We start from the raw sequence: 23,252 nt of genomic DNA on the forward strand, positions 1-23,252 counted from the left end.
AGCGGCCGGTGCCGATGTGGCGAAAGGGTTTTAAGAACGAAGAATTCGGCCATGAACCAGCAGGGAGCGCGGCCTGTTAGGGGGCATTCATCGATAATAAGAGCGAAGGCCGCGATCTCTTCATCGGACATGATGAGGTAGGGGAAGCGCCAGAAGCGCTCGAGGAAGTCGTATTGGTAGCGGCCATCCGCGCCGACCGGAAACGGCATGAAGGCGGTCATGTCGTGGAGATAGAGCTGGATCAGATTGGCTATGATCGGCTTCTGGTCAGGGCGCGCGGGGGTGAGGTGGATGGCCATTGCGGGAGGTTAGGCGGAGAGAGCGGAGGGGGCAAGGTTTGACGGCTTGATTGCGCTCTAAGCACTCAGCACCGGGCGCTTTGACTTCATCCTCTGTCATCCTCACGCGGGCGGCGAGCAATCTTGAAATATCAGGATAGGCCCCGGCCTTCGCCGGGGTGACACTCCGTGGGGTTGCTGCTGCTCTTCAATCACAGTCCAAAAAGAGATCCCCGCTTTCGCGGGGATGACGCAGAATGGAGAGGTACGCTTTGGTTCAAGTCATAGACTATTCCGCAGCGGGCGTGCCGCGCTTTACAAAACCGTCCGGGTCTTCGCGGGTGCGGGCGAGGGCTTCTTCGGCTTCGGTGGCTTCGCGTTGGCGGCTCCACATTTGGGCGTAGAGGCCGTTTTGGGCGAGGAGCTGGCTGTGATTGCCGCGCTCGGCGACGAGGCCTTCGCGGAGAACCAGGATTTCGTCGGCATTGATCACGGTCGAGAGACGGTGGGCGATGACGACGCTGGTGCGGTTGCGCGAGACTTCATCGAGAGCTGCCTGGATATCGCGCTCGGTCTTGGTGTCGAGGGCGGAAGTCGCCTCATCGAGGATCAGGATCGAGGGGGCTTTCAGGATAGTGCGGGCGATGGCTACGCGCTGTTTTTCGCCGCCGGACAGTTTTAGGCCACGTTCGCCAACTGGCGTCTCATAACCCTTGGGCAAGCTTTCGATGAAGGGGCCGACCTGGGCCATGCGGGCGGCAGAGCGGATGTCCTCCTCGGATGCACCGGGGCGGCCATATTCGATATTGTAGCCGATGGTGTCGTTGAAGAGCACCGTGTCCTGGGGGACCATGCCGATGGTCGAGCGCAGGCTTTCCTGCGTGACATCGCGGAGGTCCTGGCCATCGATGGTGATGCGGCCGCCGGTGACGTCATAGAAACGATAGAGCAGGCGCGAAATGGTCGACTTGCCGGCGCCAGTGGGGCCGACGATGGCGACCGTCTTGCCGGCCGGCACTTCGAAGCTGACGCCCTTTAGGATCGGGCGATCTGGATCGTAGTGGAAGGTGACGTCTTCGAAGCGGATGACGGGACCGGTGACCTTGAGCGGGGTCGCATCGGGCTTGTCGACGATTTCGGGATTCTGATCGAGGAGCTTGAACATCTCTTCGATATCGGTGAGGCCCTGACGGAGCTCGCGATAAACGAAGCCGATGAAATTGAGCGGACGATAGATCTGCATCAGAAAAGTGTTGAGCAGCACGAAATCGCCCAGCGTCAGGCGGCCGGCCATGACGCCATTGATGGCCATGATCGAGATGATCAGGAAGCCGCCATAGAAGATGACGGCCTGGCCGAAGTTCAGCCAGCCGAGCGAGGTCCAGATGCGGATCGCGGACTTTTCGTAACTCGCCATGGCGCCGTCATAGCGCTCGGCTTCCATCTTCTCATTGGCGAAGTATTTGACCGTCTCATAATTGAGCAGGCTATCGATAGCCTTGCCATTGGCGTCGGTGTCGGAATTGTTCATGTCCCGACGGATGGAAATGCGCCAATTCGAGGCCTTGATAGTGAAATAGAGATAGGCCCAGATCATCACCACCAGGACGCCGAGATAGCTGACGCCGAAGAGCCAGACGAAGATGATGGCGACGACGATGAACTCGACGATGGTAGGCGCGATATTGAGCATGGCGAAACGGACGACCGTTTCGATGCCTTTAACGCCGCGCTCGATGACACGGGAGAGGCCGCCAGTGCGCCGCGCAAGATGGAAGCGGAGCGAGAGGCGGTGCATATGGTGGAAGGTCTGGAGCGCGAGTTTGCGGACGGCATGCTGGCCGACGCCGGCGAAGAGCACGTCGCGCAACTGCTGGAAGCCAGCATCGAGCACATTGCCCAGCACATAGGCGATGACGAGCACCACGGGAATCGCCAGGCCCATCATCAACTGGCTATCGACATCAGTGCCATCGAGATTGTCGATGATGCCCTTATAGGCAAAGGGCACGAGGGTGGTCGCGACCTTGCTGAGGAGGAGAGCGCCGATGGCGAGCACGACCTGCAGCTTGAGATCGGGCCGGCCATCGGGCCACATATAGGGCCAGAGATTGCGGACGGTAGAGAATACCGAGCCTTCGTCCGCGTTAACGGACGGCTTCTTTTCATTGGGTTTGTCAGCCATTAGGCCAGTTCCGCTTTCCTCAAAGCGCAGGGCGAGTTTTTCAGGCTCGCTTTGTGCGCCCTAATCATTGGTTTTGTGCAGATCGTAATTCCCGAAACCGAGAATCAGTTTCAGGAGACCTGCTGTAGTGGGGCTCGGAGATTGAGACCATCGATCAAACCGCCAAAGGCGGTTCCGAGTTCGGCCAGGCGATCCTGCCGGATCATGTAGCGGTTGCGCGTGCCGGTGGGCTTGCGTTCGATTAGCCCGGCATCGAGCAGCACCTTTATGTGCTGGGAGACAGTGGACTGGGCGAGCGGCAGGGATTCGGTGACATCGCCGCAGCAACATTCGCGCTGCTGCTGGCTCGCGAGGAACCGCAGAATGCTGAGCCGGACCGGATGGCCCAAAGCTCTCATGATGTTGGCAATGTCGTCGTCTTGCATGGGGCTGGCCGAATTCAATCGGTGAATTGCGATGAACATGGTGAGGATTGGGGGGAAGGTCAATCCCTGGGGTGCGCTGGGGCGGAGATAAAGGTGGTTTTGGGTGGCAAAGGTCACCCCCTCCCGGCCTCCCCCCTCTAGGGGAGGTGTCAGGCTGGCGGGTGTGGCAATACCCAGCCCCACACGCGATGCCTCACCTCCCCCTTGATGGGGGAGGTCGGGAGGGGGTGATGTGAATGTCCGCGTCAAACGAAAATGGCGCCCGGGGGCGCCATTTCTTATTGGGGGAGGCTGAAAACCTGGCCGGGGTAGATGCGGTCGGGGTCGCGGATCTGGCCGGTATTGGCGTCGTAGATGGTGGTATATTTGATGCCCTCGCCATAGACGCGGCGGGCGATGGTCCAAAGATTGTCGCCGCGGCGGATGATGGCTTTGCCGGAGGCGAAGCGCTGGGCATCAGGGCCGCCGACGGAGACGGCGACCATGGTGGGGACGGCAGGCTCGGCGGCGGGTTGCGCGGGAGCAGGCGTTGGGGTTTCTGCGGTTCCGACGGAGGTGGCAGGCGCAGGCGCCTCGGGTTCAGTCGTCGTGGCGAGTGTGTCAGCATCGGCGGCGGATGTCGCGGGGGTCTCTGTGCTGGCGGCGGCAGCGGGAGCAGTTGGCTCTGCTGCTGGCGTAGGCGTTTCCGAGGTAGCGGGCTCGGTGGCCGCAGTGGTGGACGGCTCCACTGCAGGCGTTGGAGCCGGCTGCGATGTGGCGGTCGGAGCGGTGGTCGAGGTGTCAGCGCTGGCGACGGCAGTCTCGGTGCCCTGCCCTGCAGGTTCATCGACGACGAAATCGACTTCGGCGCGGGCGACGACGTCCGAGGAGTTGGCGCCGAGGAGGTCGGCGCGGACGCGCTGGCTGGGGGCGGAGAGGACGGGGCCAGCTTCGACCAGCCAGCGACCGCCTTCGACCTTGGAATCGGCGACGAAGGTATCATCCACATAAAGGCGGACGGTGCGCCCCTCGGGGCCGCTGCCGGCGAAGAAGGTGCGGGCGCCTTCGACTTCAATGGCGTCGATGGTGGGCGGGACGTCAGCGACTTGAGGGGCGGCGGGGGCGGCGGGTGGGGTTGCTGCAGGAGCAACGGGCGCGGGTGTGGTTGCCGGAGCAGCTGGCGTTGCCGGCGCGGGTTGCGTTTCTGCTGTCTGCGCGGCCGGGGGCGTGGTGCTTGGAGCGGCGGCCGGGGCCGTTGGTGCGGGAGTATTTGGCGCAGGGGCAGTCGCTGCTGGCTGAGCGGGCGCGGCAGGTGCGGCCTCAGGGGCAGCCGGTGAGGCTAGCTCTGCCGGCGGGGTGGCGGCTTCGGCCGGCACTGCTGGTGGGGCAGCGGGTGCCGGTGTTGCAACGGGAGCCGGGGACGCGGTGGGCTCTGGTGTGGTGGTAGCGGGTGCTGGAGGTGTCACGGCGGGCGCTTCGGCGACGTCCATTGGTGCGGGTTCGGTTTCCGGCGTTGCGGCTGCTGGCTGTGTCACTTCGGGCGCGGCGGCGACGGCGGTCGCTGCCGGGCGATCAAGGCCCTGGAGGATTTCGCTGGCCTGGCCCGGTGTGCTGGCGACGACGAGCGGCTGGGTGGTTTTGTCGTCATCGACGACGACGACGAAAGACTGATCGGCGCGCTCGGTCTTGCCGTGTTCGGCAAGGGTGATTTCAACGCCGCCTGTTGGCAGTGGGCTATCGGGCACGAGGACCCAATCGCCTGAGGATTCCACTTTTGCCGTGCCGATAAGCTTGTCGTCGGAAAAGACGTCCACTTCGCTGCCGGGCTGGCCGCTGCCGGCGATGACGACGGAGCCATCGGGCTCGGCGCGGAGAAGGCCGAAGGTGGCCGCAACGATGCCCTGCGGCACTTCGGGCGTGGTTTCGGCCGGCGGGGTGACGTCGAGCGCTGGCGCCGTCAACTCGCCTTCGGGTTCGGTAGGCGTGGCGGGCGTTTCCGTTGGAGCCGCCGGCGTTGTGGTTTCGGCAACTTCGGTGACGGGCGCGGGCGGGAAGAGGCCGGCTTCGGTGAACTTGCCCCTGATGCACTGACCCATGCCATCGGGACTATTGAAGCAGGTTGAAATGGTGGGCGCGGCGAAAATGCCGAGGATGACAAGTAACGTGACGGCGACTGCCCCAATGGTGAGAGCAAGTGGGCGTTTTGGAGCAGTTTCGGCCAGTTTGTCCTCCCGGACGGTTGTCAGCCGGTGGCTTTTTGCACCGGCCGAGAAGTCGCCATCACTGTGGTCGACTGCACCGCCTCAGTCTTCAACAGCTTGTATGTGATTGATTCATACAGAGCTTCAAAGGACGCATCAATGATGTTGGAAGAAACACCGATCGTCGTCCAACGCTCGCCGGTGCCGTCCTTGCTCTCGACCAGTACACGGGTGACCGCGCCCGTGCCGCCGTCGAGGATACGGACCTTGAAATCGACGAGTTCAAGATCTTCGATCCGGGCAGAATAGATGCCGAGATCTTTTCGCAAGGCCTGATCGAGCGCGTTGACGGGGCCATTGCCTTCGGCAACGGACATCAGCAATTCGCCCGCAACGCGGACTTTTACGACAGCCTCGGTGACGGTGATCTCTTCGCCCTGGGCATTGTGGCGGCGCTCGACCATGGCGCGATAGTGTTCGACGTCGAAAAAGCTTGGCAGCGTGCCAAGGACGGAGCGGGCGAGGACGGCGAAGGACGCATCGGCGCCGTCATAGGAATAGCCGCGGGCTTCGCGTTGCTTGACCGTGGCGAGAAGCTTTTCGAGGCGGGGATCGTCTTTTTCGAGGGTGATATCGTGGCGCGCGAGGGCGGTGAGCAGGTTGGATTTTCCGGCCTGCTGGGAGACCATGATGGCGCGTTCGTTGCCCACGGTTTCGGGCGGCACGTGCTCGTAGGTCGAAAAATCCTTGAGAAGGGCCGAAGCGTGGATGCCGGCCTTGGTGGCGAAAGCAGCGGCGCCGACATAGGGCGCCTGGCGTGCGGGGGCACGGTTGAGGCGATCGTCGAAGGCGCGGGAAATGTGGGTGAGGCGTTCGAGATGGGCTGGCGTGATGCCGGTTTCGAAGCGCTCGGCGTAATAGGGTTTTAGGACCAGCGTCGGGATCAGGGTGATCAGATTGGCATTGCCGCAACGCTCGCCGAGGCCATTGAGCGTGCCCTGGACCTGACGAACGCCGGCTTCGACGGCGGCCAGCGCATTGGCGACGGCTTGGCCGGTATCGTCGTGCGGGTGGATGCCGAGCTTGTCGCCGGGCGCGAATTTGAGGACCGTGCCGACGATGGTTCGGATTTCGGCCGGCATGGTGCCGCCATTGGTGTCACAGAGGACAACCCAGCGGGCGCCGGCATCGAGGGCCGTCGTGACGCAGGAGAGCGCGTATTCGGGATTGGCTTTAAAACCATCGAAGAAGTGTTCGAGATCGATGAGCACTTCCTTGCCGGCGGCAGTAGCGCTGCGCACGGTGTCCGCTAGGCCTTCAAGATGTTCGTCTGTGGTGGAGCCGAGGGCGAGTTCAACCTGATAATCCCAGGCCTTGGCGACGAAACAGGTTGCGGCGGCGGCGGAATTGACGAGGGCTTGGACCCCAGGGTCGTTTTCAGCGGAGCGCCCTGCCCGCTTGGTCATGCCGAAGGCGGTAAAAGTGGCCTTCTTCGTGCGCTTCTCTTCGAAAAAGGCCGTATCAACGGGATTGGCACCGGGATAGCCGCCCTCGATATAGTCGACGCCGAGCTCCTCCAGGAGACCAATAATGGCGATCTTGTCCTCGAGCGAGAATTCTACGCCGGCCGTCTGCGCGCCATCGCGCAGGGTCGTGTCGAAAAGGTAGAGGCGGTCTCGGGACATTTTTGGTCTCTAGTCTTTTTAGGTTTTTGGTGGCCAGGTGGCCGTGTCGTGGTCGGGGTGCTGGTGGTTGGAAGCGGCGATTGCGGCGGCCCAAGAGGCGTTGTCGTCGTCCCCTGTGCCGGTTTCGCCGCCATGCGCAAGCGTGGGCAAGGTATCGAACCAGGGCACGCGCGCTTCGTTGCCATCATTCATGTGGGGCGGGAACAGCTCTGGGTGATCGAGCGAACCGATGGTGAAATTCACGCGGTTGCCAGTGATGTCCTCGTAAAACAGGGGCGTGCCGCATTGGCTGCAGAAGCCGCGATCGACGTGATCGGAGGAGCGAAAGCGCGCGGGCGTGCCGCGGGTCCAGGTGATGACTTCGCGTGGAGCCGCGACGAGGGCGGCAAAGATATTGCCGACGGCCTTTTGGCACATGCGGCAATGACAGATGTGGGCGTTGTCGAACATTTCCGTTGCGTGATAGCGCACAGCGCCGCATTGGCAGCCGCCGCTGACGTCCATTGTGTAGCGGTCCATCAGATTTCGTCCTTGGGCGGCCAATCGGCGGTGTCGTGATCAGGGTGCTGATTGGAATGGATGCCAGTGAGAAAATCGCGCCACTCGTCGCTGACTTCGTGGCGGACGGGGATTTTGGTCAGGTCATCGAAAAACGGCAGCTTGTCGTGTGGGTTGACCTGGATTTCGGGGGCGGCAACGGTCGGGTCGTCGAAAGCGCCAATAGCGAGTTCGAGGCCGAAGCGGGTTTCATAGGCGAGCGGGGTGCCGCACTCGCCGCAAAAGGCGCGGCGGGCGGCGTTGGAGCTCTGGAACCATTTGGGTTCGCCCCGGGTCCAGGCAGCATTGTGCGCCGTGACCAGCGGGCCAAAGAAGCCGCCAAAGGCCTTTTGGCACATGCGGCAATGGCAGATCGAGGGCCGGCCGAGCCGGGTGACGCGGAAACGCACCGCGCCACACTGGCAACCACCGGCGTGTTCTTCACTTGGGGGCATGACACACCGCTTCGACATTGTTGCCATCGGGATCGATGACGAAGGCACCGTAATAATGCTCGTGATAATGCGGCCGCGGACCGGGGCCGCCATTGTCGCGACCGCCATTGGCCATGGCTGCGGCATAGAAGGCGTCGACTGCGGCATGATCGGCGGCGGCGAAGGCATAGTGGCGGCCGGGGCCGACGTCCTGGCTTTCGGTCAGCCAGAAATCGGGCTTGTCCTTGCCATAGCCGCCGACTTTCACGCCGCCGGTGAATTGCTCCGAGACTTCGGCAAGCATGGTGTAGCCGAGGGGGGCAAAAGCGGCGTCGTAGAAGGCGCGGGATTTGGTCCAGTCTGCGACGAGAATTCCGACGTGATCAAGCATGGGGGAGACTCCTTTGGTGAGGAGGCCATGAGGACGGGTGGGTGATGACAGGGGGTGTCAGGAGAACGAAAAAATTCCACAGCAGCCCCGCCATTCGAGCGTAGCTCTCATGGCCTTCTCGCCTAAATTTGCTCCACCGGAGCAAATTTGCCTGCGGCACGACACGAAGCCCCTCATCCGCCCTTCGGGCACCTTCTCCCACGAGGGGAGAAGGGGGGCTGGCGGGTGTGAGAGATCTATCGACAAACACCGAACCTTCCTTCTCCCCTTGTGGGAGAAGGTGGCGCGCAGCGACGGATGAGGGGTGTTCTGTGCTCACCTCTTCACTTCCCACTTGGTCGCCCGCTGGCCATTCTCATCCTTGTAGTCGAGCAGGGCTACGCCCTGCTCTGCCAGTTCGTTGCGGATGGCGTCGGCTTTGGCGAAATCCTTGGCGTTGAGGGCGTCGAGGCGGGTGGCGATGGCGTTGGCGATGTGGGCGGGGGCTTCCCAGCCGTCGTTGGAGTCGAGGAGGCTGTCGAGGCTGAAGCCGAGGAATTTTAGGGTGGCGGCGAGGCAGTGTTTCGCGTTGCCTTCTTCGCGGTTGGCTTTCTTAGCGATGAAATCGAGGGCGACGCTGGCGCGGTGGAAGTTGAGGTCGTCGGCGAGTTCGTTGACGACGGAGGCGTCGGGCTCGTCGCCTTCGGTCACGGTGGCGCCGCGGGCGGCGCGTTGCCAGTCGCGGAGTTTGGTTTCGGCTTCTTCCAGGCGTTTGACCGTGAAGTCGATGGGCTCGCGATAGTGGGTCATGAGCATGGCGAGGCGCAGGACTTCGCCGATCCAGGCGCGGCCGCCCATGGCGCCGGTTTCGAGGAGTTCGTTGATGGTGACGAAATTCCCGAGGCTCTTGGACATTTTCTGTCCTTCGACCTGGAGAAAACCGTTGTGCATCCAGACATTGGCCATGGCGTGAGTGCCATGGGCGCAGCGGGATTGGGCTATCTCGTTTTCGTGGTGCGGGAAGATCAGGTCGAGGCCGCCGCCATGGATGTCGAAGGTCTTCCCGAGGTAACGCTCGGACATGGCGGAGCATTCGATATGCCAGCCAGGGCGGCCGCGGCCCCAAGGGCTGTCCCAGCCGGGTTCGGTTTCGGAGGACAGCTTCCAGAGCACGAAATCGGCCGGATCTTCCTTGTGGGCTTCGACCGCGATGCGGGCGCCGGCGAGATTGTCTTCCAGATTACGGCCGGAGAGCTGGCCATAGTCGGCCATGGAACGGGTGCGGAAGAGCACTTCGCCATTGGCATTGTAGGCATGGTTTTTTTCAATCAGCGAGGAGATCAGGGTCTGCATCTCGGTGATGTTTTCGGTGGCGCGCGGCTGGTGCGTAGGCGCGAGCGTGCCGAGCGCCTTCACGTCGGCGAGGAACTGGTTCTCGGTCTTTTCTGTGACTTTTCGGATGGCCTCGTTGAGCGGCAGATCGGGGAAATCGCGCAGGGCGCGGGCGTTGATCTTGTCATCGACGTCCGTGATGTTGCGCACATAGGTGACGTGGCTCTCGCCATAGACGTGGCGCAGCATACGGAAGAGCACGTCGAAGACGATGACCGGGCGGGCATTGCCGATATGGGCGAAGTCATAGACCGTCGGGCCGCAGACATACATGCGCACATTGTTCGCATCCATGGGCGCGAAGGGCGCCTTGGTGCGGGTGAGCGTGTTGTAGAGGCTGATCTGCGGCTTTGCCGTGGTCATCGAGAGGTCCTTGTGGGCCAGACACATTGGGGCTCTGGCGGGAGGCCTCTATCTTCAGAGAATTTTGGATGAAGAAGACTGCTCCGCCAACGCTTGGGTTAGCAGGTAATAATGCAGGCGATAATGGTGCACTTGGTCTTCATGAGCGGAGATTGGCCGGGCGGGCCAAATAAATCAAGAGCCAAAAGAAAAGAGGGCGACCCGAAGGCCGCCCATTTCGCTTTGGAGGCGAACATCATCCCAAGGGACGATCTTTGTGGAGTTAACTAACCCGTACGGGTTAGCTCCGGAATTGCTGGTGGCACTGGCCACAGGTGGCGCCGATGGCCTTGACGGCTTCGGTATAGGCTGCGGCATCGCCAGCTTCGGCGGCTGCGATACCCTGTTCTGCAGCGGTCACGCCGGCATCGGCGATGGCGGTGAAAGCTTCCCAATTCTCCCAGATGGCGGGAAGTGCTTCGGATTCACCGACATTGGAGCCCTCGGGGAAGAGCGCCGGAATGTGGCTATAGTTGTCGCGCAGGGTCGTCATGGCCGCGACGGCATCAGCACCGGTGAGGTTGCCGGCCTGGCGCAGGATGCCGCCATTTTCTTTCATCATCGCCTCGCGAACGGTGACAGCCTCTTCAGGCGTCGCCGGAGGCGTAAAAGCGTCCTGGGCCACAACCGCGACCGTGCCTGCAGCGAGCAAGGCGGCTATGGCAATACCGGAGAACTTCGAACGGACCATCAAAACTGCACCCTCAAAGTGATTGATATGAATCAGCCGCTCCAACGGCCAGTGAGTTCGCCAAGCTCCCCCACTCGACAATGCGACAGTGGCACGCGGAGTTGACGCTCCCAACGTCAACACGGGAATGTTACCGAATTAGGGACGCGGCGAAAGTGCCACGACGGTCTGCCGGATATCGCCGAAAACCGAGCGATTGCCGGCGCCAATCGCGGCGATGCGGACACTATCGCCGGGCTTGAGGAAGGGCGTGCGGGCTTTGCCGAATTTCACCTTTTCGGCGGTGCGCGCTTCGGCGATGCAGCCAAAGCCAATGCCGTCTTCCTTGATGGGGAGCGTCGCGTCGTGGTGGTTGGCGATGGTGCCCGAGCCGATAATGGTGCCGGCGGTCAACTGGCGGGTGCGGGCGGCCTCGATGATGAGATCGACGAAATCGAAGTGGACATCGACGCCGGCATTGGGTTGGCCGTAGAGCGTGCCGTTGACCTCAACGCGAATGGGGAGATGGAGCTTGTTGTCGCGCCAGCGATCGCCGAGCGTATCGGGGGTGACGACGACGGGAGCGAATGAGGTCGAGGGCTTGGAATGGAAGAACCCAAAGCCGTTTTGTAGATCATCGGCGACGAGGCGGCGGAGAGAAACGTCGTTGCAGACCGTGATCAGGCGAATGGCGGCGGCGGCCTGCTCGCGGCTCGGACGCATGGGCACGGGGCCGATAATGGCGGCGAGCTCGACTTCGAAATCAAGCGCGAGATCATCTTCGGGGATGACGATGGGATCGGTGGCGGCGGAAAGCGAATCGGAGCCGCCCTGGTAGATCAAGGGGCGCACCGATTGTAGCTCCGCATCGCGGCTGCCCTTGAGCGACCGGACGCGTTCGAGGTGGCTCATATAGCCCGCGCCGTCGATCCACTGATAGGCGCGCGGGAGGGGGGCGAGCGCAGTAGTGGGTTCGAAGGGTTGACCGGCGATTTCGCCTTTGTCGAGCTGGGCCGAAAGCGCCGAAAGCTCGGGCGACACGCGCTGCCAATCATCGAGCGCGGCCTGCAGCGTTGGAGCAATGCGGCCGGCGGACACGCAGCGGGTGAGATCGTTGGAGACCACGACCAATTGGCCATCCGGACGGTTGGCGCGCAGGGTAGCGAGTTTCATGAGCGAACGATCTCCCTTTATGTGTTGCCCGGCAGCGCTACCGGCGCGGTCAGGCATTGTTATAGTGTTGCAACTTGCCCTAGCGATGTCTTAAGGGCGAGACATGGCCACAGGTTGCGGCCGCCGAACAGGACCATTTCGTGCGCATATCTTTTTCCGGCCTTCGCGTGCCTCTGCTGCTGGCTTTTGCAGCACTGATGTTTACGCTCGATGTGCAAACCGTCTATGCCCAATCGGCACAGTGCAACCAGCTCAATGGCGCGCTGCGCCAGTTCGACCGCAATGGCGATTTCCGGCAGCGTGGGGGCAATTCCTCGGCAGCGCAGCAATTGCAGCGCGATGTGCAGAATGCGGAAAGCCAATATATTCGCGAAGGCTGCAATGACGCGGCGCGCGCTGGCCAGGTTTTAACCCGGCAATGCCAGCAGATCGGACGCACAGTTTTGCGGCTGCGCGAGGATTATGCGCAGGTTTCGCAATCGGTCGACACGGCCAACGCCGTCGCCCAGCAGCGCGAGGCCATTTTGCAGGAAATGGCGCGCTTTGGTTGCAATGGCGGCTCGAGCGCCACCTTCAGCCAGGATCGCCAATCGATTTTCGACCGCGTTTTCGGTTCGACCACCGAGGGCGATTTCACCAATGGCGATTTCATCGACGGCGGGGACTATTGGGGCAATCAGGGCTACAACACGGTCCGCACAGTGTGCGTGCGCCTCTCGGACGGCTATTTCTGGCCCATCAGCTATTCGACCCTGACCGAATATGTCGGGAATGACGCCCAGCAATGTCAGGCCATGTGTCCCAATACGCAGGTCGATCTCTATTATTACGACAATCCCGGGCAAGAGCCGGAGCAGATGCGGAATATGTCGGGTTCGGCCTATACGAGCCTGCCGACAGCCTTCGCCTATCGCACCAATTTCGACATCAAGGCGACTTGCAAAGTCGCGCCGCAATCGGCCGGCACGGTGAGTGTCGCGACTGACGATGGCGGCAGCGGCCGGACGATGCTCGACATCAATGGGCTGAAATTTCCGATGCCGCTGCGCGATCCGCGCGGCAGCGTGCCGACGCAGCAGGCTGTGGCGCCAGCGCCGGTCGAGGCCGTTGCCTCAGTGGCGCTGATCGACGTCCCCCTGCCCCGCCCGAGGCCGTCAGGCCCCGGCGAAGTGGCTGTGCGGCCCAATGCCAATCAGACCGCGGAAGAAGCGGAACTGCGGATCGTTCACTTCGATGGCAAGGCTGTCAGGGTAGTCGGTCCAGACACGCCGTACGCCCAAGCAGGACAAGCAGGGACTTAAGCTCGGGGCCATCGTGGCGGCCTGTCAGGGCGAGGCGAAGGGGCAGGAACAAAGCCTTGCCCTTTCGGCCGGTCGCACCCTTGAGCGCAGTGGTCCAAGTGGACCAGGTGGTTTCGTCCCAAGGTTCAAGCGGCAGCATAGCCTTGGCGAGAGCCAGGAATTCCTGATCTTCATTGGCAATGACCGGCTCTATCGGGCCGGTGACGACCTTTGACCATTCGGCGATATCGGGGAAGCGCACGAGGTTTTCGCGCAGAAGAGTCCAGATCGCTTCGCCTTCGAGCCCGAGCGAAGAGAGGCGCGGAAACGCTTCTTCGTAGGGCATGGTGTGGAGAAGGCGGGCGTTGAGGCTGTCGAGTTCAGCGGGATCGAAGCGGGCCGAGCCATGCGAAATCATCGAGAAGTCGAGTTTTTCGGCGATGGCGTCTAGGCTCGGATAGGGCTCGATCGGCATGCTGGTGCCGGTCAGGGTCGCCATGATGGCGATGGCGAGCGGCTCGTAGCCTTCATCGCGGAAATCGGAAATCGACTGCGAGCCCAAGCGCTTGGAAAAGCCCTGGCCGGCTGCATCGGTGAGAAGATTGTGGTGGGCAAAGGTCGGGACAGCGCCACCCAGGGCTTCGATGATCTCGATCTGCGTGCCGGTGTTGGAGACGTGGTCCTCGCCACGGATCACATGGGTGATCGCGAGGTCGATATCGTCGACAACGGAGGGGAGCGTATAGAGATAGGAGCCGTCGGCGCGGATCAGCACCGGGTCAGACATGGAAGCGGTGTTGACCGTCTGCGGGCCCTTGATCAGATCGTTGAATTGAACCGGGCGACCATCGAGCTTGAAACGCCAATGGGGTTTGCGGCCTTCGGCTTCGTAGGCGGCTTTCTGTTCGTCCGTCAGACTGAGCGCGGCGCGATCATAGATCGGTGGTTTGCCGAGGAGGCGCGCGCGGGCGCGCTTGCGGTCAAGTTCGTCTTCGGTTTCGTAGGCGGGGTAGAGGCGGCCGGAGGCGATAAGCTGGTCGCGGGCGTTATCATAAAGCGCAGTGCGCTCAGACTGGCGGACGAGGAGATCGGGCGTGACGCCGAGCCAAGCGAGATCGACCTCGATGCCATCGGCGGATTCGCGCGTCGAGCGCGCGAGGTCCGTGTCGTCCATGCGGAGGATGTAACGTCCGCCATTGCGGCGGGCGAAAAACCAGTTGAGCAGCGCCGGACGGGCATTGCCGAGGTGAATGCGGCCCGTGGGGGACGGCGCCCAGCGTACGACTGTCATCCGACGGTCTGATCCTTGTAACCATTGGTGATGGGATATTTGCGGCCGAGGCCGAAGGCCCGGGCGGTCAGCTTCGGACCCGGCGCGGACTGGCGGCGCTTATATTCGGCGATATTGAGCAGGCGCTCGATACGCTTGACCAGAGCCGGCTCGTGGCCGCGGGCAACGACTTCTCCGAGGCTCATCTCTTCTTCAACGATGGAGCGGAGAATATCGTCGAGCACGGGATAGGGTGGCAGGCTGTCCTGATCGGTTTGATCGGGGCGGAGCTCGGCACTTGGGGCCTTGTCGATGATGGATTGCGGGATGACCTGACCGCTCGGGCCAAGGCTATCACCAGGCGTGTGCTTATTGCGCCAATCGGCAAGGGCATAGACTTCCATCTTGAACATGTCCTTGAGCGGATTATAGCCGCCGTTCATGTCGCCATAGATGGTGGCATAGCCGACGCCCATTTCGGACTTGTTGCCGGTGGTCAGGAGCATGGAGCCGAGCTTGTTGGACACGGCCATGAGGATCGTGCCGCGCATGCGCGACTGGATGTTTTCCTCCGCGATATCGAGCGGGCGATCGCCGAATACGGGCGCCAGCTCGCGGAGCGCGTTGTCGACCGGATCACCGATGGCGACGACGTCGTAACGGACGCCGAGGCGGGTGGCGCAATCCTTGGCGTCGCGGAGGCTCTCTTCAGACGTGTAGCGATAGGGCAGCATGATGCAGTGGACTTTTTCAGGTCCGAAAGCATCGACGGCCATGGCGGCGACGACGGCACTATCGATGCCACCCGACAGGCCGAGCACGACGTGATTGAAGCCGTTTTTATGGACGTAGTCACGCAGGCCGAGAACGGCAGCGCGCCATGGCGCTTCGTCGATCGAGGGCAACTCTTCCAGACGGCCATTGATCGAGGTCCAGCTCTCGCCTTCTCGATGCCAATCGGAGACAAGGAAGTCGGTTTCGAAGGACTTTGCCTGGAGGACGAGCTTGTCGCCGGGTGCGATGGCAAAGGAGGCGCCATCGAAAACCAGTTCGTCCTGACCACCGACCTGGTTGAGGTAGATCAGCGGGACGTCATGCTCGATAGCGTGCTTGCGCACCAGTTCCTTGCGGACGTGCTGCTTGTTCGTCCAATAGGGCGAGCCATTGGGGCACAGCAGGATTTCGGCACCTTCACGCACCAGATGTTCGCAGGCCCAGGGGTGCCAGATATCCTCGCAGATCGGAATACCGACCGAGACGCCCTTGATGGTCACGGGGTGCGGCAAGGGTCCGGCAGTAAAATAGCGCTTTTCGTAGAAGACGTCGTTGTTGGGCAGTTCACGCTTATACCGCTTGGCGGTGATCGCGCCATTTTCGGCGACGAGCACGGCGTTGTGGAGCGCGGAATTTTCCTGCCAGATGGTGGGCAGGATCAATGTGACATCGGTCCCGGCAGTATCGGCGATCAGGGCTTCGGCGGCGGCCTTGGCATCGGCGAGAAACTGAGGCTTGAAGAGCAGATCATCCGGGAAATAACCGGTGAGGAAAAGCTCGGACAGCATCAGGATATTGGCCTTGGCCGAAACGGCATCGGCCAGCGCCTTGCGCGCCAATGCGAGATTACCTGGAAGGTCGCCGACCTTGGGATTGAGCTGGGCGAGCGCAATTCTGAGCTGGTCGGTCACGGAAGCAGCCTAATGGATATGGACGGGCCGCTCGGCCCGCGGCCGAACGCGGGCAAGACTTAGCCTCTGGCCCTGCCAAGAGCAAGCACTGGACTAGAAGCTGCCAGCGACTTCGAGCAGCGCGCCATAGCGGAGCATCGAGAAGGGATTGTTGTTCGAGATGTAGTTCTGCTGCGAAACCGTTGGTGGGTCCCCCGCTGTAGCCGGCTGGGTCACCTGGTACGTATTGTATGTAACGTCATACTGACCGGTCAAATAGGTAGCACGTCCACCAAGCCGGATCGCCAGATTTTCTGTTGGTTTGAAGCCAACCATGAGTTTGCCCGTCGCGCCGTAGGCATGACCGTTTACGGCGGCAGCCGACCCCTGACCAAAGTATGGACCTAGCGGTGCGCCCTGATAGGCACCGTACGTGCCGGTAATCCAGGAATATGGAATGGCGGCCGCTTCGCCGAGGATGTCAAAGCTACCCGTGTCGAACTTGGTGGCGAGGCCCAGTTTGAGTTGATGAATCTCGAAATTGTTGATTTTGCTGTCGCCGCCCGAAAGCCTGTAAATATCGGGGGCAATCTCTGTCGTGCCACCCGTGTAGAAGTTCGCTCGGCCCGTATCGGGGCTATCGTTGGTGTACTGATAGCCTGTGATGAAGCCCAGGCCGACGCTATCCCCCCCGAAGGGGAGATAGGCAAAATCAGCGCCTGCATAGCCAAGGCGGTAAGCGGGTAGTGTCTGCGGGGTACCGCCATTGGTGGTGTATGTGCCCTCATGAGCGACGCCGTAGCCGCCGAAGGCTTCGAGGTAGGAGCGGGTCGAATGATCCTCGACGCGTGCGAAGACTTCACCAACATGGCTCTTGCTGTCGACCGACTGGCTATAGTTGCCGATCTGGTGGTCCTGCTTGCCGATCGAGTACCAATAGCGCACACCCAGTTCGATCCTGAGTGGATCGCTGGCTGGGGTTTCCCACTCTTGCGGATAAGCCGGACGCAATGGAGGGAGTGCGCCATAGTCAGCAGCGAATACCGTTGCAGAAGAGACAGTGGCAAGGCCTGCAAGAACGCCGACTGCATAGAGCTTCATCACCAACTCCCCTGGTACGCAAACATTGGATCGTGGAACGTTTATCGATCATTAGGGTTAATGTTCCGCTAAATCAGTCCGCCGGAAGTTTTCGCTTTGGTAACTTCCGAGGATCATCCTGACAGTCGACGTCGAGATTTCGTCGTTTCGGCATGCAACCACATTGCGCTTCAGGAGTTTGTGTCTAATGGGTATTAGTCAGAAGACTGTCGTTTGATGCCGTGTCGCGTTCTCATTGTTGAAGACGAGATATTCGTCGCTTCCGAGATCGAGCAGATCGTCGCGGAAATGGGCCATGAGCCTATCGGCATCGCTGCTGACAAGAAGAGCGCGTTGCGTCACGCCAGCGAAGCTGAAATCGCGCTTGTCGACCTCAACCTGCGCGATGGACCCACCGGCATCGAAATCGGCAAAATCCTGGCCCAGACTCATGGTGCAAGCGTCATATTCCTGACGGCCAACCCAGCGCAACTTGGCGCCGGCGTTCCGGGCACGATCGGGGTAGTCTCCAAGCCTATCGCCGAACGTGACCTGCGCGAAGTCGTGGATTATGCCATGGCAAAACGCGCTGAAGCTGACGCGAGACCGCCAAGACGCTTACGTCTTTTCGATTGGCCCGGTGGCGGAACGCAACAGGCCACTTGAGCCAGACAAACAAACATCTAACGACGATTTTGGGACGCCTCAGGCGTCCTCTGTTTTTTCTACCTGCAGGCGGCTTGAGCGCATGAGCGAAGCGAGCGGTAATGTCAGCTCGACCTTGAGACCATCATCTTCCCACAGACGCTCGATCTGACCGCGCATCTGGCCGGTGACGGACAGTTCGATCAAGCGCGATCCGAAGCCGGATAGCTGGGCTGGGGCCGAGGTGACAGGGCCGCCGCGCTCTTTCCAAGTGAGATGAAAGTCGTCGCCGTCGCGCCGACCTGTGAGATCGACCCAACCATCGGGCCCCTGCAGCGCGCCGTATTTGGCGGCATTGGTGGCAAGCTCGTGAAAGAGAAGCGCCAGGGGCGTAGCTGCGGCATCGTCAATGATGGTGTCGTCACCCGCATAGCGGATCCGGCTCGATCCATCTTCGCCCTCGTATGGACGGAGGAGGCGAGCGACCAAGGCGGACAAGGTCCCGTGCCCCTTCGAGCTTTCCGACAGGTAGGTTTGGGGGCGCACGAAGTCGTGGGCCTCGCCAAGCGCAAAGATACGCTGACGCAACTGATCGGCGAAGGGCTTGATGTCTGGGCGGCCACGGGCCGACAGCGACACGATCCCGGTGAGAACGGCAAAGATGTTCTTGATGCGGTGGCTGAGTTCCTGAGCGACAAGTTCTCGCTCTTCGGCAGCCTTTCGCGACTCGTGGATGTCAGTGCAGGTGCCGATCCAGCGCAGAATGCGTCCGTTGTTGTCGACGATCGGCAGGGCACGGCCAAGGGTCCAGCGATATTCGCCGCTGTGATGGCGGAGGCGATATTCGATCTGGTAGGGCTCACCGGTTTCGAGCGAGTGACGCCAGCGCTTCCAGGCTTCTTCCTGATCGTCAGGGTGGAACATGTCGTTCCAGCCTTCGCCGTCGGTGGTGCCCGGTTGCATGCCGGTGAACTCGTACCAGCGGGCGTTATAGTAGTCGTGGTAGCCGTCAGGCTGGGTGGCCCAGATCATCTGCGGCATGGTGTCGGCAAGCGTGCGGAATTCGAGCTCGCTCTTGGCGAGCGCCTCGGCGGCACGGCGTTGTTCTGTAATGTCGATCGCAACACCGGGGAAACGATAGACCTGACCTTCGGCATTGAAGCGGGGACGGCCAGAAGCCACAACCCACCGGCGCGTGCCATCTGGGGCAACAACGCGGTATTCGCTGCGAAAGTCGGCGCCAGTGGAGAAAGAGCGCTGGAGGTCGTCGTTTACGCGCGGCAGGTCCTCATGTTCGACCGCCAGCAGATATTGCTCGATGGGCGCGCCGAGGCCGGCGATCTGGGAATCGACATTGTAGAGATTGGCGAACTGATCGTCGGCCGTGACGACATTGTTGATTGTGTCCCAATCCCAGGTGCCGACGAGGGCTGAGCTTGAGAGGGCAAGGGTCAGGCGCTCTTCGCTACGCGCGAGGGCCTTTTCGGCCAGGATACGGGCCGTGGTTTCATGGACAATACAAAGTGTACCCATGGAATAGCCATCATCCCCCATGATGGGGCTGTAATGAAGGTCCATCCAGCTGGTTTCGGGCGCTCCGTGACGATTGAGCAGTAGTTCCTGGTCGTTCAGCGTCCATGACTCGCCGGTCAGGCCGCGCTCGACGTTTTGGCGATTGAAATCGGCGATCTCGGGCCAGGCTTCGAGGGCTGGCATGCCAAAGATCTCGGGGTGGCGCTGGCCGGCGAAGACCCCATAGGCATCGTTATAGATGAGGATGGCTTGCGGGCCGACCATCATGACCATGGGCGTCGAAGCGACCATCATCAGGCGTACGGCGCCTTTGAGGCTTTCCAGCCAATCGGGAATTTGGCCTAAGGGATTGCTTGACCAATCATAGTCATTGAGCAATTTGACGGTCGGATCGCGCTCGAGTTCAGCGCGGACCTCGGGTGCGGCCAGGGGAAACAGAGATCTCGGCATTACCTACTCACTCTTGCGCGGCACTGTCTTGGCCTAAAAGTGGACAAAGAAAAGACCGCGCGCCGATGATGAACGCGCGGCCCCCTCTCAGGTTCACTCTAAGCGCCGGTCTATTCGCCAGCGAGCCGCCGCTGGGCGGGGGGCTTCTGGGCGTGCACTTCCTCGGCAACCAGGAAAGCCAGCTCCAGCGCCTGGCTCGCATTGAGGCGAGGGTCGCAATAGGTGTTGTAGCGATCGGCCAGTGTTGTCTCTGTTACTGCCGACAGGCCGCCGACGCATTCAGTGACATCGTCGCCGGTCATTTCGATGTGGACGCCGCCGGCATAGGTGCCCATTTCGCGGTGCACTTCGAAGAAATTGCGTACTTCGGTGAGGACGCGGTCGAAGGGGCGGGTCTTGTAGCCGGTCGAGGCCTTGATCGTATTGCCGTGCATCGGGTCGCAGCACCAGACGACGGTGCGGCCAGCCTTTTGAACGGTCTCAACGAGACGCGGCAGATGTTCGTGAACTTTATCGGCACCGAAGCGCGAGATCAGCGTGATGCGGCCGGCTTCATCGGTCGGATTTAGGCGATCGAGGAGGCGCAGGAGATCGTCATTGGCAAGGCTTGGGCCGCACTTGATGCCGATGGGATTGTGAATGCCGGCGAAGTATTCGACGTGCGCGCCATCGGGCTGGCGGGTGCGGTCGCCGATCCAAAGCATATGGCCGGAGGTCGCGTAAAAATTGTTGGAGATGGAATCGCGACGGGTCAGCGACTCTTCATAACCAAGCAGAAGGGCTTCGTGGCTGGTGTAAAAGCTCGTCTGCTTGAGCGCGGGCGTATTGTCCGGATTGAGACCGAGCGCCGACATGAAGGTGATGGCGTCATCGATCTTGCGAGCGACTTCCTCGAAGCGGACGTTCCAGTTGGACCCCTTCATGAAGCCCATGGTCCATTCGTGGATGCGAGTCAGTTCGGCATAACCACCCATGGAGAAGGCGCGAAGCAGGTTCAGCGTCGCGGCCGACTGGCGATAGGCCTGCAACATGCGATCGGGATCGGGCACGCGCGCGGCTTCGGTGAACTCGATGGCGTTGATGATGTCGCCCCGATAGCTCGGCAGCTCGACGCCTTCGATGGTTTCGGTGTCCGCCGAACGGGGTTTGGCGAACTGGCCAGCGACGCGGCCCACCTTGACGACGGGCTTGGAGCCGCCGTGGGTCAGGACCACCGCCATCTGCAGAAAGACGCGGAAGAAGTCGCGGATGTGGTCCGCGCCGTGCTCGGCAAAGCTTTCGGCGCAATCGCCACCTTGCAGCAGGAAGGCCTCGCCGCGGGCGACGGCCGCGAGGCGAGACTTGAGTTCACGCGCCTCGCCGGCAAAAACCAGCGGCGGAAACGACGCAAGTTGACGCTCGGCCTCAGCCAAGGCAGCGGCATCAGGATAGGCGGGAACCTGAAGAACAGGCTTTTCGCGCCAGCTGCTGGGGGTCCAAGTGGTCATGGTCATCTCGCTCACGCGGGGCATCTTGCGGGTTGGGGCGGTCTAGCAATACCTACACGGGCTGCCAAGTCCAAACCAGACTTTGCCGTCTACCCCACCTTCTTGCATTCGCGATAAGTGTAGCTCGGGGACTTGAAGGTCACGAGTTCCTCTGCGGCCGTAGGGTGGAGCGCGATGGTGCGATCGAGGTCTTTTTTGGTCGCACCCATGCTCATGGCGACGCCGACAAGCTGGATCATTTCACCTGCGCCGGGACCAAAGATGTGGACGCCGAGGACCTTGCCTTCGTCCTTTTCGGTGATGAGCTTCATCACCATGCGCTCGGTGCGGGTCGAGAGCGTATTCTGCATGGGACGGAAGCGCGCGAGGTAGACGTCGACATCGCCATGGGTGGCGGCTTCTTCCTCGGAGAGGCCCACAACGCCAATCTCAGGCTCGCTGAAGACGGCCGTCGGGATCAGCGAATAATCGACCTTCTGCGGATTGTTGTTGTAAACGGTCTCGGCAAAGTACCAGCCTTCGCGGATCGCAACGGGAGTCAATTGCGCGCGGCCCGTGACGTCGCCGACAGCATAGATCGAGGGGGTCGAAGACTGCGAATAGGCGTCGACGGCGATGCTGCCATTGTCGTTGAGTTTGACGCCTGCGGTTTCAAGGCCAAGGCCAGTGGTGTTGGCGCGGCGCCCGGTGGCGAACATGACGACATCGAATGGCGCAGTGATGCCGTCGCTCAGGGTCGCCTGGACCTTATCACCAGCCTTGGCGAGCGAGGCGATCGTGGTTTGATAGATGGTGCGCACGCCACGGGTGGTGAGCGCGGCTTCAAGACCACGGCGCATGTCTTCGTCAAAGCCGCGCAGGATGCAATCGCCGCGATAGATTAGGGTCGTATCGACGCCGAGACCGGCAAAAATGGTCGCAAATTCCACAGCGATGTAGCCGCCGCCCTCGATGAGGATGGTCTTGGGAAGCGTCGGAAGATCGAAGGCCTCATTAGAGGTGATGCCGAATTCGGCGCCGGGCACTTCGGGAATGAAGGGGTGAGACCCGGTTGCTATCAACAAGCGCTCAGCCGTGAGTTCACGACCTGAACCCGTGAGGCGCAGGCTATTGGGCCCGGTGACGACGGCGCGATCCCTGATGATTTCGACGCCCGGCTTTTCGAGATTGGCCGTATAGGCGGATTCGAGCCGGGTGATTTCCTTTTCCTTGGCGGCGACTAGGGTCGGCCAATCGAAGCTCGCCTCGACCTGCCAGCCGAAGCTGGGCGCGAGATCAAACTGATCGGAAAAGCGGGAGGCATAAACATAGAGCTTTTTCGGCACGCAGCCGCGGATGACACAGGTGCCGCCGACGCGGAATTCCTCGATGATCGCGACCTTGGCGCCATACGTCGCAGCCATACGGGCGGCGCGGACGCCGCCAGAGCCAGCCCCGATTACCAAGAGATCATAATCATAAGCCATGCTCGCCCCCATGCTTCATCGTAATCTAACGATATAGATAATTTATCTTGCCGACAAAAAAAGACCCCGCACAAGGGCGGGGCCGGTATTCAAACGTTCGATCGATCAGAGCTCGATATTCTGTGCGCGGAGTTCGGCACGAACCTTGGCGAAGAATTCGCGCTGCAGGTTACCCGAGAAAACCTGCATGACGCGCTGCAAATCCGTGTTCAGTTCGGAATTGGCCTGAGCCAGCTTCGCGCCGGTCGGCGATTCATAGAAGGTCACGATCTGCTGGAGCTCTTCCATGGTGAAGCGCAGGGCATAGACACGCGCAAACTGGTCGAGCAGTTCGCCCTTGCGGCCGCGATATTCCTCGATGACCTTGGTGATCGCGGCGTTCGTCTGATCGATGATTTCCGGATTCTGCTGCACGATCTGCTGCATGGTGCGCACGCCGGTTTCGACGACAGTCACTTCGTAAACAGCACCACGATCGGTCAGATCGATATATTTGCGGGCGAGCGCCAACTGCTCAGGCGCAACTTCCTGCGCGAAAGCAGGAGCGGCCAGACCGATCATGCCGGCAGTGACGACTGCGGCGAAGATCGCCTTGGCGCCGCGCATAAAATCCATGTTCATCCGGTTCCCCATGTCTTCAGTTGCG

19 protein-coding genes are annotated in these 23,252 nt (G+C 61.3%); 2 read left to right on the forward strand and 17 right to left on the reverse strand.

The window, feature by feature from the left end; genetic code table 11:
• Positions 1-567: 567 nt before the first annotated feature.
• From DevBK_RS09150 to DevBK_RS09195, 10 genes are all read right to left on the reverse strand, one after another.
• Positions 568-2,463, reverse strand: coding sequence for an ABC transporter ATP-binding protein/permease (locus DevBK_RS09150; RefSeq protein WP_317185201.1), 1,896 nt, complete (start codon positions 2,461-2,463; stop codon positions 568-570).
• A gap of 110 nt (positions 2,464-2,573) precedes the next feature.
• The gene (locus tag DevBK_RS09155) at positions 2,574-2,888 is read right to left on the reverse strand and encodes an ArsR/SmtB family transcription factor (protein ID WP_244487048.1); all 315 of its coding nucleotides are present in this window, start codon (positions 2,886-2,888) and stop codon (positions 2,574-2,576) included.
• A 278-nt stretch (positions 2,889-3,166) separates the two neighbouring features.
• Complete coding sequence (locus tag DevBK_RS09160) at positions 3,167-4,963, reverse strand: LysM peptidoglycan-binding domain-containing protein (protein ID WP_317185202.1); 1,797 nt, start codon at positions 4,961-4,963, stop codon at positions 3,167-3,169.
• 146 nt (positions 4,964-5,109) lie between these two features.
• On the reverse strand, positions 5,110-6,753 hold the full coding sequence (cimA, locus tag DevBK_RS09165) for a citramalate synthase (RefSeq protein WP_317185203.1): 1,644 nt from the start codon (positions 6,751-6,753) through the stop codon (positions 5,110-5,112).
• Between the two features lie 18 nt (positions 6,754-6,771).
• Positions 6,772-7,272, reverse strand: a complete 501-nt coding sequence (locus DevBK_RS09170; protein ID WP_317185204.1) for a GFA family protein — start codon at positions 7,270-7,272, stop codon at positions 6,772-6,774.
• Entirely contained in the window at positions 7,272-7,745 is a 474-nt protein-coding gene (locus tag DevBK_RS09175) for a GFA family protein (protein WP_061908023.1), read from the reverse strand. Before DevBK_RS09175 ends, DevBK_RS09170 begins: the two co-directional genes overlap by 1 nt.
• Complete coding sequence (locus DevBK_RS09180) at positions 7,732-8,115, reverse strand: VOC family protein (RefSeq protein ID WP_317185205.1); 384 nt, start codon at positions 8,113-8,115, stop codon at positions 7,732-7,734. The genes DevBK_RS09175 and DevBK_RS09180 overlap by 14 nt, the downstream gene beginning before the upstream one ends.
• Positions 8,116-8,430: 315 nt before the next feature.
• Positions 8,431-9,849 carry a cysteine--tRNA ligase gene (cysS, locus tag DevBK_RS09185; RefSeq protein WP_317185206.1) on the reverse strand — a complete coding sequence of 473 codons (1,419 nt, stop codon included), beginning with the start codon at positions 9,847-9,849 and terminating at the stop codon, positions 8,431-8,433.
• 280 nt (positions 9,850-10,129) lie between these two features.
• On the reverse strand, positions 10,130-10,579 hold the full coding sequence (locus DevBK_RS09190) for a c-type cytochrome (RefSeq protein ID WP_317185207.1): 450 nt from the start codon (positions 10,577-10,579) through the stop codon (positions 10,130-10,132).
• Between the two features lie 138 nt (positions 10,580-10,717).
• Positions 10,718-11,731 carry a fumarylacetoacetate hydrolase family protein gene (locus DevBK_RS09195; RefSeq protein ID WP_317185208.1) on the reverse strand — a complete coding sequence of 338 codons (1,014 nt, stop codon included), beginning with the start codon at positions 11,729-11,731 and terminating at the stop codon, positions 10,718-10,720.
• 140 nt (positions 11,732-11,871) lie between these two features.
• Here DevBK_RS09195 and DevBK_RS09200 point away from each other — a divergent pair, with 140 nt between their 5' ends.
• Entirely contained in the window at positions 11,872-13,032 is a 1,161-nt protein-coding gene (locus tag DevBK_RS09200) for a DUF2865 domain-containing protein (RefSeq protein WP_062630859.1), read from the forward strand.
• On the opposite strand, the gene gltX is transcribed toward DevBK_RS09200, so the two are convergent.
• The 3 genes from gltX to DevBK_RS09215 form a co-directional block, all read right to left on the reverse strand.
• On the reverse strand, positions 12,977-14,302 hold the full coding sequence (gltX, locus tag DevBK_RS09205; RefSeq protein WP_061908019.1) for a glutamate--tRNA ligase: 1,326 nt from the start codon (positions 14,300-14,302) through the stop codon (positions 12,977-12,979). The two genes, DevBK_RS09200 and gltX, sit on opposite strands and share 56 nt — an antisense overlap.
• Positions 14,299-15,966, reverse strand: coding sequence for an NAD+ synthase (locus tag DevBK_RS09210; protein ID WP_317185209.1), 1,668 nt, complete (start codon positions 15,964-15,966; stop codon positions 14,299-14,301). Before DevBK_RS09210 ends, gltX begins: the two co-directional genes overlap by 4 nt.
• A 93-nt stretch (positions 15,967-16,059) precedes the next feature.
• Positions 16,060-17,046, reverse strand: a complete 987-nt coding sequence (locus tag DevBK_RS09215; RefSeq protein WP_062630857.1) for a hypothetical protein — start codon at positions 17,044-17,046, stop codon at positions 16,060-16,062.
• Between the two features lie 216 nt (positions 17,047-17,262).
• On the opposite strand from DevBK_RS09215, the gene DevBK_RS09220 reads away from it, so the two are divergent.
• The gene (locus tag DevBK_RS09220; RefSeq protein WP_061908016.1) at positions 17,263-17,691 is read left to right on the forward strand and encodes a response regulator; all 429 of its coding nucleotides are present in this window, start codon (positions 17,263-17,265) and stop codon (positions 17,689-17,691) included.
• Between the two features lie 39 nt (positions 17,692-17,730).
• Here the strand turns inward: DevBK_RS09220 and DevBK_RS09225 are convergent, their stop codons facing one another.
• The 4 genes from DevBK_RS09225 to DevBK_RS09240 form a co-directional block, all read right to left on the reverse strand.
• On the reverse strand, positions 17,731-19,653 hold the full coding sequence (locus DevBK_RS09225; RefSeq protein WP_317185210.1) for a PAS domain-containing protein: 1,923 nt from the start codon (positions 19,651-19,653) through the stop codon (positions 17,731-17,733).
• A gap of 110 nt (positions 19,654-19,763) precedes the next feature.
• Positions 19,764-21,140: a class II 3-deoxy-7-phosphoheptulonate synthase gene (locus DevBK_RS09230; protein WP_061908108.1), complete on the reverse strand. Its 1,377-nt coding sequence runs from the start codon at positions 21,138-21,140 to the stop codon at positions 19,764-19,766.
• A gap of 89 nt (positions 21,141-21,229) precedes the next feature.
• Positions 21,230-22,606, reverse strand: coding sequence for a glutathione-disulfide reductase (gor, locus tag DevBK_RS09235; protein WP_317185211.1), 1,377 nt, complete (start codon positions 22,604-22,606; stop codon positions 21,230-21,232).
• A gap of 105 nt (positions 22,607-22,711) precedes the next feature.
• Complete coding sequence (locus DevBK_RS09240) at positions 22,712-23,227, reverse strand: DUF2059 domain-containing protein (protein ID WP_061908014.1); 516 nt, start codon at positions 23,225-23,227, stop codon at positions 22,712-22,714.
• Positions 23,228-23,252: the final 25 nt, after the last annotated feature.

Origin of the sequence: Devosia sp. BK, assembly GCF_032907385.1 — a bacterium.
GTDB lineage: Bacteria > Pseudomonadota > Alphaproteobacteria > Rhizobiales > Devosiaceae > Devosia.

Excerpts from the sequence above, each read along its gene's own strand:
- DevBK_RS09215 (WP_062630857.1), bottom strand. The coding sequence starts at position 17,046 with ATGAAGCTCTATGCAGTCGGCGTTCTTGCAGGCCTTGCCACTGTCTCT.
- DevBK_RS09195 (WP_317185208.1), bottom strand. The coding sequence starts at position 11,731 with ATGAAACTCGCTACCCTGCGCGCCAACCGTCCGGATGGCCAATTGGTC.
- DevBK_RS09160 (WP_317185202.1), bottom strand. The coding sequence starts at position 4,963 with ATGGGTCAGTGCATCAGGGGCAAGTTCACCGAAGCCGGCCTCTTCCCG.
- DevBK_RS09225 (WP_317185210.1), bottom strand. The coding sequence starts at position 19,653 with ATGCCGAGATCTCTGTTTCCCCTGGCCGCACCCGAGGTCCGCGCTGAA.
- DevBK_RS09150 (WP_317185201.1), bottom strand. The coding sequence starts at position 2,463 with ATGGCTGACAAACCCAATGAAAAGAAGCCGTCCGTTAACGCGGACGAA.
- DevBK_RS09180 (WP_317185205.1), bottom strand. The coding sequence starts at position 8,115 with ATGCTTGATCACGTCGGAATTCTCGTCGCAGACTGGACCAAATCCCGC.
- DevBK_RS09220 (WP_061908016.1), top strand. The coding sequence starts at position 17,263 with ATGCCGTGTCGCGTTCTCATTGTTGAAGACGAGATATTCGTCGCTTCC.
- DevBK_RS09170 (WP_317185204.1), bottom strand. The coding sequence starts at position 7,272 with ATGGACCGCTACACAATGGACGTCAGCGGCGGCTGCCAATGCGGCGCT.
- cimA (WP_317185203.1), bottom strand. The coding sequence starts at position 6,753 with ATGTCCCGAGACCGCCTCTACCTTTTCGACACGACCCTGCGCGATGGC.
- DevBK_RS09175 (WP_061908023.1), bottom strand. The coding sequence starts at position 7,745 with ATGCCCCCAAGTGAAGAACACGCCGGTGGTTGCCAGTGTGGCGCGGTG.
- DevBK_RS09240 (WP_061908014.1), bottom strand. The coding sequence starts at position 23,227 with ATGAACATGGATTTTATGCGCGGCGCCAAGGCGATCTTCGCCGCAGTC.
- DevBK_RS09230 (WP_061908108.1), bottom strand. The coding sequence starts at position 21,140 with ATGACCACTTGGACCCCCAGCAGCTGGCGCGAAAAGCCTGTTCTTCAG.
- DevBK_RS09190 (WP_317185207.1), bottom strand. The coding sequence starts at position 10,579 with ATGGTCCGTTCGAAGTTCTCCGGTATTGCCATAGCCGCCTTGCTCGCT.
- DevBK_RS09155 (WP_244487048.1), bottom strand. The coding sequence starts at position 2,888 with ATGCAAGACGACGACATTGCCAACATCATGAGAGCTTTGGGCCATCCG.
- gltX (WP_061908019.1), bottom strand. The coding sequence starts at position 14,302 with ATGACAGTCGTACGCTGGGCGCCGTCCCCCACGGGCCGCATTCACCTC.
- gor (WP_317185211.1), bottom strand. The coding sequence starts at position 22,606 with ATGGCTTATGATTATGATCTCTTGGTAATCGGGGCTGGCTCTGGCGGC.
- cysS (WP_317185206.1), bottom strand. The coding sequence starts at position 9,849 with ATGACCACGGCAAAGCCGCAGATCAGCCTCTACAACACGCTCACCCGC.